15 protein-coding genes are annotated in these 15,266 nt (G+C 44.4%); all 15 read left to right on the top strand.

Annotation, left to right across the window (positions count from 1 at the left end):
* Positions 1 to 11 precede the first annotated feature (11 nt).
* On the top strand, positions 12 to 1,766 hold the full coding sequence (locus I2G61_RS04490) for an NADH-dependent [FeFe] hydrogenase, group A6 (protein ID WP_195396563.1): 1,755 nt from the start codon (positions 12 to 14) through the stop codon (positions 1,764 to 1,766).
* Positions 1,767 to 1,848: 82 nt separating this feature from the next.
* Complete coding sequence (locus I2G61_RS04485; protein ID WP_195396565.1) at positions 1,849 to 2,940, top strand: endonuclease/exonuclease/phosphatase family protein; 1,092 nt, start codon at positions 1,849 to 1,851, stop codon at positions 2,938 to 2,940.
* A 370-nt stretch (positions 2,941 to 3,310) separates the two neighbouring features.
* A complete protein-coding gene (locus I2G61_RS04480) occupies positions 3,311 to 3,991 on the top strand; it encodes a sugar transferase (RefSeq protein ID WP_195547989.1) in 681 nt (226 codons plus the stop codon).
* Positions 3,991 to 4,503 carry a transcription termination/antitermination NusG family protein gene (locus I2G61_RS04475; protein WP_195396569.1) on the top strand — a complete coding sequence of 171 codons (513 nt, stop codon included), beginning with the start codon at positions 3,991 to 3,993 and terminating at the stop codon, positions 4,501 to 4,503. Before I2G61_RS04480 ends, I2G61_RS04475 begins: the two co-directional genes overlap by 1 nt.
* Positions 4,504 to 4,618: 115 nt before the next feature.
* Positions 4,619 to 5,677: an LCP family protein gene (locus I2G61_RS04470; RefSeq protein ID WP_195396571.1), complete on the top strand. Its 1,059-nt coding sequence runs from the start codon at positions 4,619 to 4,621 to the stop codon at positions 5,675 to 5,677.
* Positions 5,678 to 5,717: 40 nt separating this feature from the next.
* Positions 5,718 to 6,425: a YveK family protein gene (locus tag I2G61_RS04465; RefSeq protein ID WP_195396572.1), complete on the top strand. Its 708-nt coding sequence runs from the start codon at positions 5,718 to 5,720 to the stop codon at positions 6,423 to 6,425.
* Positions 6,425 to 7,180: a CpsD/CapB family tyrosine-protein kinase gene (locus tag I2G61_RS04460; RefSeq protein WP_195396574.1), complete on the top strand. Its 756-nt coding sequence runs from the start codon at positions 6,425 to 6,427 to the stop codon at positions 7,178 to 7,180. The genes I2G61_RS04465 and I2G61_RS04460 overlap by 1 nt, the downstream gene beginning before the upstream one ends.
* Positions 7,177 to 7,944, top strand: a complete 768-nt coding sequence (locus I2G61_RS04455; protein ID WP_195396576.1) for a tyrosine-protein phosphatase — start codon at positions 7,177 to 7,179, stop codon at positions 7,942 to 7,944. The genes I2G61_RS04460 and I2G61_RS04455 overlap by 4 nt, the downstream gene beginning before the upstream one ends.
* Positions 7,945 to 8,573: 629 nt before the next feature.
* Entirely contained in the window at positions 8,574 to 8,870 is a 297-nt protein-coding gene (locus I2G61_RS04450; protein ID WP_229100674.1) for a hypothetical protein, read from the top strand.
* A gap of 229 nt (positions 8,871 to 9,099) precedes the next feature.
* Positions 9,100 to 10,185 (top strand): GDP-mannose 4,6-dehydratase, encoded by a 1,086-nt coding sequence (locus I2G61_RS04445; RefSeq protein ID WP_304607879.1) that lies wholly within the window; start codon positions 9,100 to 9,102, stop codon positions 10,183 to 10,185.
* Between the two features lie 22 nt (positions 10,186 to 10,207).
* Complete coding sequence (locus I2G61_RS04440; protein WP_195547988.1) at positions 10,208 to 11,380, top strand: galactokinase family protein; 1,173 nt, start codon at positions 10,208 to 10,210, stop codon at positions 11,378 to 11,380.
* 13 nt (positions 11,381 to 11,393) lie between these two features.
* Positions 11,394 to 12,134, top strand: coding sequence for a nucleotidyltransferase family protein (locus I2G61_RS04435; RefSeq protein WP_195547987.1), 741 nt, complete (start codon positions 11,394 to 11,396; stop codon positions 12,132 to 12,134).
* Between the two features lie 40 nt (positions 12,135 to 12,174).
* Positions 12,175 to 13,407, top strand: coding sequence for a nucleotide sugar dehydrogenase (locus tag I2G61_RS04430; RefSeq protein WP_195548004.1), 1,233 nt, complete (start codon positions 12,175 to 12,177; stop codon positions 13,405 to 13,407).
* Positions 13,408 to 13,419: 12 nt separating this feature from the next.
* Entirely contained in the window at positions 13,420 to 14,202 is a 783-nt protein-coding gene (gene rfbF, locus I2G61_RS04425) for a glucose-1-phosphate cytidylyltransferase (RefSeq protein ID WP_097776588.1), read from the top strand.
* Positions 14,202 to 15,266: a CDP-glucose 4,6-dehydratase gene (gene rfbG / locus I2G61_RS04420; RefSeq protein WP_195547986.1), complete on the top strand. Its 1,065-nt coding sequence runs from the start codon at positions 14,202 to 14,204 to the stop codon at positions 15,264 to 15,266. The genes rfbF and rfbG overlap by 1 nt, the downstream gene beginning before the upstream one ends.

Genomic DNA, 15,266 nt, shown 5'->3' with positions numbered 1-15,266 from the left:
GCCGCGGAAACATGACGAAAATTAATTTAAAGATCAATAATATTCCGGTTCAGGCCGAGCCGGGTTCCACCATTCTGGAAGCGGCGCGGGCTGCAGGCATCCAGATCCCAACGCTCTGTTATTTAAAAGACGTCAACAAGACGGGCGCCTGCCGTGTCTGCACGGTTGAGATCAAAGGCGCGAAAAGCCTGGGCGCCGCGTGTGTATATCCGGTCAGCGAGGGAATGGAGGTCTTCACCAATTCTCAACGCGCTTTGGAAGCGCGTAAGCACACCGTCGAGCTGATTCTGTCCAACCATTGCGGAGATTGCCTTTCCTGCATCCGCAACCAGAACTGCGAGCTGCAGAAGCTGGCGCAGCAGCTGGGGATCCGCAAGGTGCGTTATGAAGGGGAGAAAACACCGCCGACGTTTGACGAGGTTGCGCCGGGGATCGTCCGCGACACGTCCAAGTGTGTGCTGTGCGGACGCTGCATTGAAACCTGCAAGAAGGTTCAGGGCCTGGGCATTCTGAGCTTTATCAACCGCGGCTTCAACACCAAGGTCGCACCGGTCTTTGATAAGAGCTTCAACGACGTCAACTGCATGCAGTGCGGCCAATGCGTCAACGCCTGCCCGGTCGGCGCTTTGTTTGAAAAAGAAGACATTCACCGTGTTATCGAAGCGCTGAACGATCCGGATCAGCATGTCATCGTCCAGACGGCCCCGGCGGTACGCGCGGCGTTAGGCGAGGAGTTCGGCCTGCCGATCGGCACGCGCGTTACCGGCAGGATGGCCGCAGCGCTGCGGCGGATCGGGTTTGACCGCGTCTATGATACCAACTATGCCGCGGATCTGACGATCATGGAAGAAGGCCATGAGTTCATTGAGCGCGTCCAGCATCAGGGCGTGCTGCCGATGATCACGAGCTGTTCGCCAGGCTGGATCCGATATTGTGAATTTGAATATCCGGATCTGCTGGAGCATTTGAGTTCCTGCAAGTCGCCGCACATGATGTTCGGCGCGATCCTGAAATCTTATTACGCACAGACGCATAATCTGGATCCGCGCAAGATCACGGTCGTTTCCATCATGCCGTGCACCGCGAAGAAGGCGGAGGTTGTCCGTCCGGAAATGCGCAAGGATGGCGTGGCGGATGTGGACGTTGTCCTGACGACGAGAGAATTAGGGCGGTTGATCAAGATGTATGGAATCAACTTTGAGAATCTGCCGGATGAAGATTTTGATCAGGATATGTTCGGACAATATTCCGGAGCCGGCGTGATCTTCGGCGCCAGCGGCGGGGTCATGGAAGCGGCGCTAAGAACCGTCAAAGAAACGCTGGAAAACAAACCGCTCGATAGTCTGGACTTCACGGTTGTCCGGGGCATGGAAGGCGTGAAGACGGCAGAGCTGGAGGTCGCAGGAATGCAGGTCAAAGTTGCGGTCGCTTCCAGTATGAGCTGCGCTAAACCACTTTTGGATGAAATCCGCGCCGGCACCTCGCCGTATCATTTCATCGAGATCATGGGCTGTCCGGGCGGCTGCATCAACGGTGGCGGTCAGCCGATTATCAACGCTTCGATCCGCAACGGCTTCCGGCCGATTGACTGGAAGAAGGAACGGGCAAAGGCGTTATATGATGAGGATGCGCTGCAGAGCGTGCGTAAATCGCATGAGAATCCGCAGATCATCGCGCTGTATGATCAATTCCTGAAAGAACCGGGAAGTCCGCTGGCACATGAGCTGCTTCATACGACCTATTCTAAAAAAGAACGTTTCAAATAAGACAGTTGTTAAAAGATAAAGCAAAGAGGGAAGGACTTCATGTTTTTCCTTCTTTCGCTTTTTGCGGAGGGAGTGCGGGACATTGAAAAAGATTTTAAAAGGTATCGGTGTGATGATCGCCGGGCTGATCGCTTTGATCGTTAGCTATGGGATTTTTATGCAGGTCAATTATTACCGGATCGCGGATTATCAAAGCTTGGAAACGGTGAACAATCCGCCGGCGCGGCTTGATGTTGATCAGGAGTATACGCTGATGACGTACAATCTTGGCTTTGGAGCGTATTCGGACGACTATTCTTTCTTCATGGATACCGGAAAGATGAAAGACGGGAAAGCGACGCGGGGAAAGCATGGCCGGGCTTTAAGCAAGGAAGCAGTGATTGCCAATACGCAGGGCAGTCTCGCCCTGATCCAACAATCATCGCCGGATTTTATATTCCTGCAGGAAGTCGATGTGAAGTCGTCGCGGAGTTATGGCGTCGATCAGGCGGCAATCCTTCGCTCTGCATTTTCGGGGTATGGCAGCGTCTTTGCCTTGAACTTCCATAGTCCGTATTTAATCGTCCCGCCGCAGGAACCGCATGGTTCGGTGCAGTCCGGATTGTTGACGCTGTCGAATTGGCATGTGGATGAAAATGTGCGGCGGCAGTTTCCTGTCGACGGCTCTTTTATTACAAAGTTTACCGACTTGGACCGGTGTTTTCTGATCAGCCGGTTAGGATTAGATAACGGAAAAGAGCTGGTGCTGATTAATGTTCATCTGTCAGCCTACGATCAGGGAGGAACGATCCGCGCGCAGCAGCTGGCCTTGCTTAACCAAGTGCTGATTCAGGAGCGCGAACAGGGAAATTATGTGATCGCGGGCGGTGATTTTAATCATGACATCGCCGGTACGTTGGATTTCTTTCCTTCCCAGCAGCAGGTTCCGGATTGGATTTTTGCGATGAACACCGCGGATCTGGCAGAAGGGTATCACTTTGTTCGGGCAGATAACGCCGATGAAACCGCGACCTGTCGCGGCGCGGATATTCCGTTTGAGGCGGGGGTCACGTACCAGGCAATTGTCGACGGATTCTTGGTTTCGGATAATCTTACGGCGACAGCGGAGAATATCCAGAATGACTATCGGTATTCCGATCATAATCCGGTCGTATTGGAATTCAGAATGAATTAGTTGAAGGTTAGAGCGTGATAGAGGGGGCTCCGGCATAATGGCCGGGGTCTTTTTTTATGAATTTGTTAGGAATTGCTTCGTTATAATTATGTGGCTGAATAACCATACAGGACATGAATTTGGTTGTTGATTACATTTAAGCCCCTTTTTATGGCAAAAAAATCACACATTTTTTGACAAACAAAATTCAATGCCAAAAACTGGTAGAATCGTTTATTTTTAATACATGTCCCATTATAAATGGCTTATTTCCTTGTGTCAATAATAGTGTACATTATCTGACGGTTAGCGACTGTTAGAGATTTCGCAGGGGGCGAAGGAAGCAGTTCTTTTTTTATGAACTGATTCCCATCGAGAGAGGGGGAGCAGCATGACCAAAGGTGAAAGCATCGAGCTTAGAACAAGGATATCGGTATCATTATCAATTAAAAAATGGGTCGGCAAGGGGATTAAGCGTCTCAACGATATCCTGGCGGGGATTGCCGGATGTCTGCTTCTGATTCCGCTTTACTTCTATGTCCGCCATAAAAATCATCAGGAAGGCGACTATGATCCGGTGTTCTTTAAACAGACACGGATTGGCAAGGATGGCAAGCCGTTTGAAATGATCAAATTTCGATCGATGATTCCGAATGCAGAAGCCATCCTTGAACAGTTGATGAAGACGGATCCCAAGATCCGGGAAGAATATACAATACATAAAAAATTAAGACAGGATCCGCGCATCACCACGGCGGGTGAATTTCTTAGAAAGACGTCGCTCGATGAATTTCCGCAGTTAATCAACGTTCTGAAGGGCGAAATGACACTGATCGGTCCGCGTCCTTATCTGCCGCGGGAGAAAGAAGATATGGGCGAATATTATAATCAGATTATTCAGGTCAAACCCGGCTTAGGCGGGTTGTGGCAAGTCCGGGGACGAAGTGATCTCAGCTTCCACGCCCGCTGCGAACTGGATAAAGAATATGTCGAAAACTGGAATTTGCTGTGGGATTTCAAGATTCTGTTGAAAACGTTGCAGATTGTCCTTTTAAGAAAGGGGGCAATGTGATGCGCTGGTATTTTGTTGAAGTTGAAAAGCATCATGAGGAAGATGTCCTGGAATTAATGAAAAGCTCACCTTTCGAAGCTTTCCTACCCAAGAAACAACGTTATTTCAAAAAGCAGGTATTGGTGACCTGGGTAGAGCGCCTGTTATTTCCAGGAACGATCATGATTACCAGTGATTTTCCTCAAGCTGAATTTACAAAACAGTTCAACGAATGGCTTTCTCAGCATTCCGATATATCTCAGTGGATTCATTTAGAAGAAAAAGAGTATTTCTCCCTCCAGGAAGATGAACGGCTTTTCCTGAATTCATTAATGAATGAACAGCATGTAATTCCGATTTCAAACGGCTTCTTAAATGAGAAGCAATTAATTGTCGAATCCGGACCTTTGCAAGGATTGGAATCGCGGATAAAGAAGATTGACCGGCATCAGCGAACCGCGCAGGTTCAGTTTCAGATCTGCGGCCAGTTGATGTTGCTTTACTTGGGATTGATTGTTAAACAAAATGATTGAATTTGATTTGGATAGTTGCATGGGCACTTCCAATTCAGTTTCATGGTTATTTTTTACAAACTCATCGGAAGCTTGAGGTGGCGAAGCCTACCTTTTTTTATTAATCGACAAGGATGTGACAAAATTGAAGAAAAAACAGAAAAGAAACAAAACAAAGATTTTGTTGATTGTGGCGGGTACGTTAATAGGTTTAATCGCTGTGATTGGCATCAGCGGAAATTTGTATGTAGATTCTTTATTAAATAAGACTAACCGTTCAAAGAAACTGACCGATGAACAAGCAATGGTGAATCAGGAAGTTAAAGATCAAGTGCAGGACCACAAGATTGTAAATATCGCTTTATTCGGTTCCGACAATCAGGATTGGAACGAGTGGACTGATACTGAAATGCAGCGGTCCGATGCGACAAAGATTATCTCTTTAGATTTTAACGCAAAGAAAATCAAAATCACTTCATTGCAGAGAGATACTCTAGTCTATCTTCCTGAACCCTACAATGATTATGATAAATTAAATCATGCCCATTGGCGCGGAGGTCCAGAATTAGCGATTCAGACGATCAATTTGAATTTTGATATGGATATAACGCAATATGTCGGATTCAGCTTTGAAGCGACAGTAAAGTTGGTTGATTTGGTCGGCGGAATTGATCTTTATCTGACAGCCGAGGAAACACATCAAAAGATTCGTGATTTACAAATTGACGGCGATGACGGAGTTTATCATCTGAACGGTCAACAAGTGAAAGAGTATTGCCGGATCCGAACCATTGACGATGACTTTCATCGCATGAAACGTCAGAACACCGTCATTATGGCCATCCTGACAGAACTCAGAACAAAGAATTTCTGGGAACTGATGGATATCGTTGAAGACATGATGCCTTGGATCGAAACGAATCTGACTAACGATCAAATTAAGAATTATATTATGAATCTACTGACCTTTGATTTAAAACATATTGATCAATACCAGATTCCTTCTGCTGGAATGGAAGCCATCTACAAAACCGTAGAATATAATGATTTCAGTCCACTGTATATAATGGATAGCTATCAACAGATGGTGAAGGACATTCATGAGAACATCTATGAAATGGAAAATTATCAGCCAAGTACAAAGGTAATTGAACTTGAGAAGTCAATCTATGAGAAATTCGGAGGACCTGAATAAGGTTCTTTTTTAGTGAGAAGAGAAAAGGGAGAAAAGAAAAATGAACGAGAACGAAGAAATTGAAATCGATCTGTCGCGAGTGTTTGAAATCATCAAAAAACATTTTAAACCTTTCGTACTGATCATTCTGGCCGCTTCCATTGTGGCTGCTTTGATCACACTGTTTCTGATACCAAAAAAATATACGGCGGAAGCAAAGCTGATCATTGTCCAGAAATCTAATCCGGACAGTCAACAGATCAGCTATAACGACCTTCAAACATCACAAAAGCTGGTAAATACTTATAGCGAGATTTTGAAGAGTGAAGCGATCAGTGATGAAGTGATTCGAAATCTGAAGTTAGAAGACTTAGATACGGAAGGGTATCAGAAAATTGTTAAGATCAGTTCAGTGAAAGATACGGAAGTCATTACGATTGCAGTAACATCAAAAGATCCAAAAGAAGCCGCAGTGATTGCGAATGAGATCGTGGATGTATTTCGAGATAAGATCTATTCTATTATGAACATTGAGAATGTAACAGTTTTAAATTCCGCAAAAATTCCAGAGAAGAAATCCAGTCCATCAAATATTAAAAATACAATGATTGGTTTCTTGCTGGGCTGTGTTATTGATGGCTGCATTGTTTTATACATTCTATTGAATGATCGAAATATCCGGACCGAAGAAGAATTAAAACAGATTTTTGATTATCCGATTATCGGTTTAATACCTGATATGACGCATGGAATAGGAGGTGCAGAATAATGTTAAGAGTTGGAGAAGAATTAATTACTATTCTGGATCCTGAATCTTCTGCATCCGAAGCTTACCGAATATTAAGAACCAATATTCTGATGCGGAACTTCGATCGGGATATGAAAGTCATCAACATTATTTCAACAACTGCCCAGGAAGGAAAAACGACTTGTGTTCTCAATCTGGCTATGGTATATGCCCAATTACAGAAGAAAGTCTTAGTCATTGATTTAGACTTACGCATGCCAACGATTCATAAAAAACTGAAGTTAAAGAATAAAAAAGGTATCTCGGATATCATCGGGCATCAAGCAGAATTTGAAGAAGTGGTTCTACAACCTTATGAGAATGTGGATGTGATTACCGCAGGAACGAAGATCCCATTTGCTTCCGAGTTTATCCAGTCAAACGCTTTGAAAGAATTCATTGAGGAGAGAAAGAAAGAATACGACTTAATCCTTTTGGATTGCCCTCCGGTTGGATTGGTGACGGATGGCATCGTGGCAGCTTCTTACTGTGATGGAACGATTCTAATCTGTGCCTCGAATCGGAATGACCGGAAAGAATTACTTCGAGTCAAAGATCAGTTAGAACAGACACAAGTGAATGTCATTGGAATTGTGATGACGATGATGCCGGTTCAACGAAAATACTATAACAGCTATGGTTATCGATATAGCGATACACAGAAAAAGACAACACAGAAGAAAAAGAAGAATTCAATCCTTTCATCCATCACGAAAAAGAGTGATAAAAAGAAATGATTGATATTCATAGTCATTTGATTCCAGGAGTGGATGACGGAAGTCAGAGCCTAGAAGAATCACTCTCTTTATTGAAGCAAGCTGAACGAGATGGTATCACAGAATTGATTACAACTCCGCATTTCATGAAAAATGGTGAATTCAGGATGAAAGCGTCAGAGCTTGTTAAGCGATTCAATGAACTGAAACAGGCTTATAAAGGTCCGATTAAGCTTCATTTAGGGAATGAGCTCTATATTCACCCTGACTTACCAGAACTATTAGAAAGGGGAGAAGTCTTAACCTTAGCTGAATCAGATTACATCCTAGTCGAGTTTCCATTTCAAAATTATAGAGATGAATATGATGAAATTCTCTATGAGCTGGCACTAAGATATCGAATCATTATCGCTCATCCTGAACGTTATCGATATGTTCAGAATGATCCGAACTTTTGTCTTCGATGGCTGAATGAAGGGTATCTGTTACAAGCAAACCAAAACAGTTTATTTAAGAAAGAAACAAAGAGAGTGCTCATTCTAATGATCGAACATGGCTTTATTAGTTTTGTAGCCAGTGATGCCCATAACGTACATCGACCTTGCTTACTCTCAGAAGCAAAAGCATTTCTTGAAGAAGAATTTGGAAATACTATAGCATTTCAACTGATTGAGGAGAACCCAAGAAAGATTTTGAGTAATGAAAAGATTCTTCATTATCATCGAAAGAAAATTCAGAAAAAGAGACGAAAGTTGAATTTGAATATATTCCAGAGAACAATTTAAAAACCCATTAGTGCTCTTGAATAATTGTTTAAAAGTCTTTAATTGAAAGAAGTAGTTTGGGATATAGGGATATTTATAAAATGGAAAAAAATTAATCATGAAATCAAAATTAGCTGAATTCATATTGCTGTAACTTGCCTAAATTTATACTATTTTTCTTAATGGTCTACTAGACTGGGTTCTTACTCGGATTTAGGCGAAGATAAAAAGGGCAGGCAAGATATAACGCTTTATTTTACCTGCTTCTTTGTATGGAAATTCTATTCCTACCCTAAACCGAGTAAGAATCATAGACTATGTAGGTTCTTTTGTTTTATTAGGCTTAACTATAAATGCGATATGAGATAGATGTTGCTTAGTAAAGATGTGGCATGATAGAAATAAGAAAAGGCAGAGAATTAAAAACTTATCTCTATGTTTTTCGTATCTTCTTAGGCGAAAAATTAATGAAAATCCCGTAAATACAGAACATTGAGTAGACATAAAGAAGGTGGGCATGCCGCATTAAATAGAGAAAATCTACCTATTGTTTTAGATGAAGAAGAAAAAGTTTCAAAATCGTTTTGATGTTGGTTTTGATGAAAATGAAAGTCTCCATGATGGGACTATTTGGGGGAAGCGCATAGTAAATGATGAATGAAAAAGCAAACAAAAAGAAACTGAAAATAGCGATGTTGGGGCAAAAACGAATTCCGTCGAGAGAAGGTGGAATAGAAATTGTTGTAGAAGAATTATCTACCAGAATGGTTGTGTTGGGACATCAAGTAACCTGCTATAACCGTAAGGGACATCATGTAAGCGGCAAAGAATTCGATGATAGTGCATCGAGCGAGTATAAGGGTGTTCGCCTTAAATCAGTCTGTACTATTGATAAGAAGGGGGCTAGAGATATAATAGGGTCAACCAAGAAAACCTACGATAACTAAATGGTTTTGACGGCTTGAGTTGTCCTTCAAATGTTTTATTTGTTGAAAAACTGCAAGAAGCGGGAAATCCTGAGGGTTATATGTAGGTGGCTTTTGGAAGCTCTGTTTTGACCCACAAAAAGGAGCAGCAAATAAAGATTGCAGGAGAGTTCAAGCCTACGGTGGATTGCCTTTGTGCGATCCGCCGTGGGTTTGTTGCTGTTTATATAGAAAAAGTGAGGAGTGCAGGATGTACATGAATGACGGAAATAAAACGAAAATCAATCTGAGAAACAAGAGTGTTTTTATCACGGGTGTAGCTGGTTTTATCGGTTCTAACCTTGCAAAGAGACTGCTCTCCACGGTGGAGGGTGTCAAGGTTGTGGGTCTGGACAACATGAACCACTATTATGATGTGCGCCTGAAGGAAGCACGTTTGAACGAATTGGAGCAGTTTGACAATTTCAGCTTCGTAAAAGGTAATCTGGCAGACAAGGCTATGATCGAATCTATCTTTGAGCAGTATAAGCCGGAAATCGTAGTGAACCTCGGTGCGCAGGCGGGTGTCCGCTATTCCATTACGAACCCTGATGCCTATGTGGAAGCAAACTTGATTGGCTTCTATAACATTCTGGAAGCCTGCCGCCATTCTTACGATGAAGGGCATACTCCGGTGGAACATTTGGTTTATGCGTCGAGTTCTTCCGTATACGGCAGCAATAAAAAAGTGCCGTACAGTACGGATGACAAGGTGGATAACCCGGTATCGCTGTATGCAGCGACAAAGAAGTCCAATGAACTGATGGCACATGCCTATTCTAAACTGTACAACATTCCTTCCACGGGTCTGCGCTTCTTCACAGTATACGGCCCTGCTGGTCGCCCGGATATGGCGTACTTCGGCTTTACTAACAAGCTGCTGAAAGGCGAAACGATTCAGATTTTCAACTACGGTAACTGCAAGCGTGACTTTACTTATGTGGATGATATTGTCGAGGGCGTTGTCCGTGTGATGCAGGGTGCGCCGGAACGTAAAAATGGTGAAGATGGTCTGCCCGTTCCTCCGTATGCAGTTTATAACATCGGCAACCAGAACCCGGAAAATCTGCTGGACTTTGTACAGATTTTGCAGGAAGAACTGATTCGTGCTGGTGTTCTGCCGGAAGATTATGATTTTGAAGCACACAAAAAATTGGTTCCGATGCAGCCTGGTGATGTGCCTGTGACCTATGCAGATACTAGTGCGTTGGAGCGTGACTTCGGATATAAGCCCTCTACCAGTTTGCGCGAGGGTTTGCGGAAGTTCGCTGAGTGGTACGCAAAGTTCTACAAATAATGAAGAATAGGAAAATAAACCGATGAAGTGTGTTGAGGTTTACAAGGAATTATATCATCAGGAGCCGTTTGATGTGGCGTTCTGCCCGTACCGTATCAGTCCGCTTGGAGCGCATATCGACCATCAGTACGGAAAGATCAACGGTCTGGCAATCGACAAGGGAATCCACATGGCCTACCACCCGAAACAGAATGGTGTGGTGGAGCTGCAGTCGCTGAACTTCCCGAAGCGTGCCCAGTTCTTTGTAAATGCAGTGCCGGAAGAAAAGCAGGGAGACTGGGCTGATCATCTGCGTGGTGCAGCAAAGATGCTGGGAGAAAAGTACCGCCTGAAAGTTGGTCTGTCGGGCATCATCGAAGGCAGTCTGCCGATTGGCGGCTTGTCCTCGTCTGCATCGGTCATTATTTGTTTCTTATCCGCACTGTGCAAAGTGAATGGTATCCATCTAGAGCCGATGGAGATGATTCTCACGGCGAAGGCCGCAGAAAACCAGTATGTTGGTGTTGCTTGCGGCAAACTCGACCAGAGCTGTGAGGTTCTTTCCAAGAAGAATCACCTGCTGTATCTCGACACGAAAGATGACAGCTATGAGCTGATTCCTACCAGTGAAAAGATGAAACCTTACAAGGTGGCGATTTTCTTCTCTGGTTTGGAGCGTTCACTTAAAAACTCCAAGTACAATCTGCGGCAGGACGAGTGCAAGGCTGCGGCCTATGCACTGATGGGCTATGCAGGCATGGACTATGACACCTTTGCAAATACCCGACTGCGCGATGTGCCGTATGAGGTGTTTGAAGACTATAAAGACCGTCTGCCAGAACTGTGGCGCAGACGAGCAGAACACTATTATAGCGAGTTCGCCCGTGCCGAAAAGGGTGCAGAACTGTGGCGTAAAGGTGATTTGGAGGGCTACGGTCAGCTTGTTTTTGAAAGCGGAAAATCCTCTATTTACAGCTACGAGTGTGGCTGCGATGAACTGAAAAAATTGTATGAAATCATGGCTGATACCGACGGTATCTACGGTGGCCGCTTCTCTGGCGCAGGTTTTAAAGGCTGCTGCATGGCACTGATTGACCCGGACAAGGCCGAAGATATTGAAGCAAGGGTCACAGCAGAGTATCTGAAAGCGTTCCCGGCACTGGATGGAAAGTATAGTTTCCATTTGTGTGAGAGTGCCGATGGCGTGGAACTGTAAGGAGAGTACATAGATGAAATGTTTGATTTTGGCAGCGGGCTATGCTACACGGCTTTATCCGCTGACGGAGAATTTCCCGAAGCCGCTCCTGAAAGTGGGCGAGAAATCTATCCTTGATTGGTTGGTGGATGATCTGGTGGACACCACCGACATTGACGAATTTGTGGTGATTTCCAACCACAAGTTCGCACAGCATTTTGAGGATTGGAAAAGTAATAAGCAAAAGACGCGGCCTTATGAGATTATTGTGCTCGACGATGGTACAAGCACCAATGAAACTCGTCTGGGAGCAGTCAAAGATATTCTACTGGCGGTAGAAAAGCTGAGTCTGGCTGATGATTTGCTGGTTATGGCTGGCGATAATGTGCTGGATTTCAGCCTTTCAAAGTTCGTTGATTTTGCCAAGGAAAAGAATACTTCCTGTGTGATGTGCCACGAGGAAAATGAACTGAAAAAGCAGCAGAAAACGGCGATCATCACGTTGGATGGCAATGACCTGATTACCAGCTATGAGGAAAAGCCGAAAGAGCCGAAAGGAAATCTGGCTGTGCCGCCGTTCTACTGCTATCGTGCCTGTGATGTAAAGCGGATTCAGGAAGCACTGGATAATGGCTGCGGCTATGATGCACCGGGCAGCTTTGCCGCATGGCTGAGCAAGCAGACCCCAATGCACGCTTACGTTATGCCGGGCAAACGGTATGACATTGGCGATATTAACAGCTATGAGTATGTGAAGAGTGTGTTCTCAAGATAAGTATACAAGGGAGAAAGTAATAATGAAGGAGTTTAAAGATTTGAAAATTGCCGTGGCCGGTACGGGGTATGTTGGGCTTTCGCTGGCAGTGTTGCTGGCACAGCACCATCAGGTAACGGCTTTGGATATCGTTCCTGAGAAGGTGGAGATGATCAATAACAAGAAATCTCCGATTCGGGACGAGTACATTGAGAAGTATCTGGCAGAAAAGGAGCTGGATCTGACTGCAACTCTGGATGCCAAGGAAGCGTATTCTGATGCGGATTTTGTTGTCATTGCAGCTCCTACCAACTATGACAGCAAGAAAAATTTCTTTGATACCTCTGCAGTTGAAGCGGTTATCAAACTGGTAATTGAGTATAACCCGGAAGCAATTATGGTGATAAAGTCCACGATTCCTGTTGGCTTCACAGCAAGTGTCCGCGAAAAATATCACTGCGACAATATTATCTTCAGCCCGGAATTTCTGCGTGAGAGCAAGGCTCTGTATGATAACCTTTACCCTTCCCGTATCATCGTTGGTACGGATGTAGAAAACGCTCGGCTGGTAAAAGCTGCACATACTTTTGCTGAATTGCTTCAGGAAGGTGCAATCAAGGAAAACATTGACACTCTGTTCATGGGTTTTACCGAAGCAGAAGCGGTTAAGTTGTTTGCTAATACTTATCTGGCTCTGCGTGTTAGCTACTTCAATGAACTGGATACCTATGCAGAGATGAAGGGGCTGAATACTCAGCAGATTATCAACGGCGTCTGCCTTGATCCGCGTATCGGTACTCATTACAACAATCCCAGCTTCGGTTACGGCGGGTACTGCTTGCCCAAGGACACTAAACAGCTGCTCGCAAATTATGCCGATGTACCGGAAAACTTGATTGAAGCAATCGTTGAGAGCAACCGCACTCGTAAAGATTTTATTGCGGATCGGGTGCTTGAAATTGCTGGTGCTTATGAAGCAAATGATAGCTGGGATGAGAGCAAGGAAAAAGAAGTTGTGGTTGGCGTTTACCGTCTGACGATGAAGAGCAACAGCGATAACTTCCGCCAGAGTTCCATTCAGGGAGTTATGAAGCGCATCAAGGCAAAAGGTGCTACGGTCATTATTTATGAGCCTACCCTAAAAGACGGGGATACATTCTTTGGTAGCCGTGTCGTTAACGACTTGGAAGAGTTTAAGAAACAGAGCCAGGCAATCATTGCAAACCGTTATGACAAGTGTTTGGACGATGTGAAGGATAAGGTTTATACACGCGATATTTTCCAGAGAGATTAAAAGAGGTGCAAAATGAAAGTAGTTATTCTTGCCGGTGGTTTTGGAACCCGAATTTCCGAAGAATCAGCATTGAAACCCAAGCCTATGATTGAAATTGGAGGTATGCCGATTCTGTGGCATATCATGAAAACTTATTCCGCGTATGGTTATAACGAATTTGTTGTTTGTGCTGGGTATAAGCAGCATGTGATTAAGGAGTGGTTTGCTGACTACTTCCTGCATACTTCTGATATCACCTTTGATTACACAAACGGTAACAACGAAATGATTGTCCACAATAAACATGCTGAGCCTTGGAAGGTCACGGTGGTGGATACTGGTCTGAATACCCAGACCGGTGGGCGAGTGAAGCGAGTTAGGGACTATATTGGAAATGAGCCTTTTATGCTCACCTATGGTGATGCAGTGGGTGACGTTAATATTACGGAGTTGGTCAATTTCCATAAGGCTCATGGCAAGATCGGCACGATGTCTATGTACAACTTCGGACAAAACAAGGGCGTTGTGGAAGTCGGAGCCAACGGTGTGATTGATGCATTCCGGGAGAAATCCGACATGGATGGGGATCTTATTAATATTGGCTTTATGGTCTTTCAGCCGGAATTGTTTGATTTGATTGAGGGTGACTCTACCGTATTTGAAAAAGGTCCGCTGACCAAACTGGTTGAGCAGAAAGAATTGGTAGGATATATCCACAAAGGTTTCTGGCAGTGTATGGATACGTTGCGGGAAAAACAGAAACTGGAACAACTCTGGGAAGCAGGTAATGCACCTTGGAAAGTGTGGAAGGAATAATGGATACGTTTGATTTGAGTTTTTATAAAGGAAAAAAAGTTTTTGTTACCGGACATACCGGCTTCAAGGGGTCTTGGCTGTGCAAGATTCTTGCAAATGCTGGGGCAGTTGTCACGGGTTATTCGTTGACTCCGCCTACCAGCCCTTCTCTATTTGAGATTGCTGGGATTGAGCAGGATGTGCATTCTGTGATTGGCGATATCCGTGATTACAAAGCATTGAAGACCGCTTTTGATGAAGCTCAGCCGGAAATTGTGTTGCATTTAGCAGCACAGCCCATCGTTCGTGATAGCTATAAAGATCCTGCCTATACATATGAAACAAATGTAATGGGTACAGTGAATATTCTGGAATGTGTGCGCAATAACAGCTGCGTGAAATCTTTTCTGAATGTGACAACTGACAAGGTTTATCTGAATAAAGAATGGGCTTGGGGTTATCGGGAGAATGAAGAGCTTGATGGTTATGATCCGTACTCCAATTCCAAATCTTGTTCTGAACTTGTCACACACTCTTATAAAAATAGCTTCTTTAACGATAATCATGTTGCTATTTCTACTGCTCGTGCAGGAAATGTGATCGGTGGTGGCGATTTTGCGAATGATCGCATTATTCCAGATTGCATCCGTGCTGCAATCAAGCAGGAAGATATTGTAGTAAGAAATCCGTTCTCGACCCGTCCGTATCAGCACGTTCTGGAGCCGCTGTATGCCTATCTGATGATTGCTGCAATGCAGTATCAGGATGCAAAATATGCAGGCTATTATAATGTGGGTCCTGACGATGTTGATTGCTTCCAGACGGGGGCACTGGTTGACTTGTTTGTGAGCAAATGGGGCGATGGCATGAAATGGGTCAATCGGTATGACGGTGGCCCCCATGAAGCAAACTTCTTGAAACTGGATTGTTCCAAGTTAAAGACCACTTTTGGCTGGAAGCCCCATTGGAACCTCGATACGGCGATTGAGATGGTCGTAGAATGGAGTAAGTGTTGGGTAGAAGGCGGAGACATTCGCGTATGTATGGATAACGAAATTGCTGCTTTTTTGTCGGTGGGAGAATAA

The organism is Holdemania sp. 1001095H_141210_F2, assembly GCF_015558105.1.
Classification (GTDB): Bacteria; Bacillota_I; Bacilli_A; order Erysipelotrichales; family Erysipelotrichaceae; genus Holdemania.
This window is presented reverse-complemented; position numbering and strand designations above follow the sequence as displayed.

Coding starts and splice junctions, on each gene's coding strand:
- I2G61_RS04465 (WP_195396572.1), top strand. CDS start 5,718: ATGAACGAGAACGAAGAAATTGAAATCGATCTGTCGCGAGTGTTTGAA.
- I2G61_RS04455 (WP_195396576.1), top strand. CDS start 7,177: ATGATTGATATTCATAGTCATTTGATTCCAGGAGTGGATGACGGAAGT.
- I2G61_RS04480 (WP_195547989.1), top strand. CDS start 3,311: ATGACCAAAGGTGAAAGCATCGAGCTTAGAACAAGGATATCGGTATCA.
- I2G61_RS04440 (WP_195547988.1), top strand. CDS start 10,208: ATGAAGTGTGTTGAGGTTTACAAGGAATTATATCATCAGGAGCCGTTT.
- I2G61_RS04490 (WP_195396563.1), top strand. CDS start 12: ATGACGAAAATTAATTTAAAGATCAATAATATTCCGGTTCAGGCCGAG.
- I2G61_RS04475 (WP_195396569.1), top strand. CDS start 3,991: ATGCGCTGGTATTTTGTTGAAGTTGAAAAGCATCATGAGGAAGATGTC.
- rfbG (WP_195547986.1), top strand. CDS start 14,202: ATGGATACGTTTGATTTGAGTTTTTATAAAGGAAAAAAAGTTTTTGTT.
- I2G61_RS04435 (WP_195547987.1), top strand. CDS start 11,394: ATGAAATGTTTGATTTTGGCAGCGGGCTATGCTACACGGCTTTATCCG.
- rfbF (WP_097776588.1), top strand. CDS start 13,420: ATGAAAGTAGTTATTCTTGCCGGTGGTTTTGGAACCCGAATTTCCGAA.
- I2G61_RS04450 (WP_229100674.1), top strand. CDS start 8,574: ATGATGAATGAAAAAGCAAACAAAAAGAAACTGAAAATAGCGATGTTG.
- I2G61_RS04460 (WP_195396574.1), top strand. CDS start 6,425: ATGTTAAGAGTTGGAGAAGAATTAATTACTATTCTGGATCCTGAATCT.
- I2G61_RS04445 (WP_304607879.1), top strand. CDS start 9,100: ATGTACATGAATGACGGAAATAAAACGAAAATCAATCTGAGAAACAAG.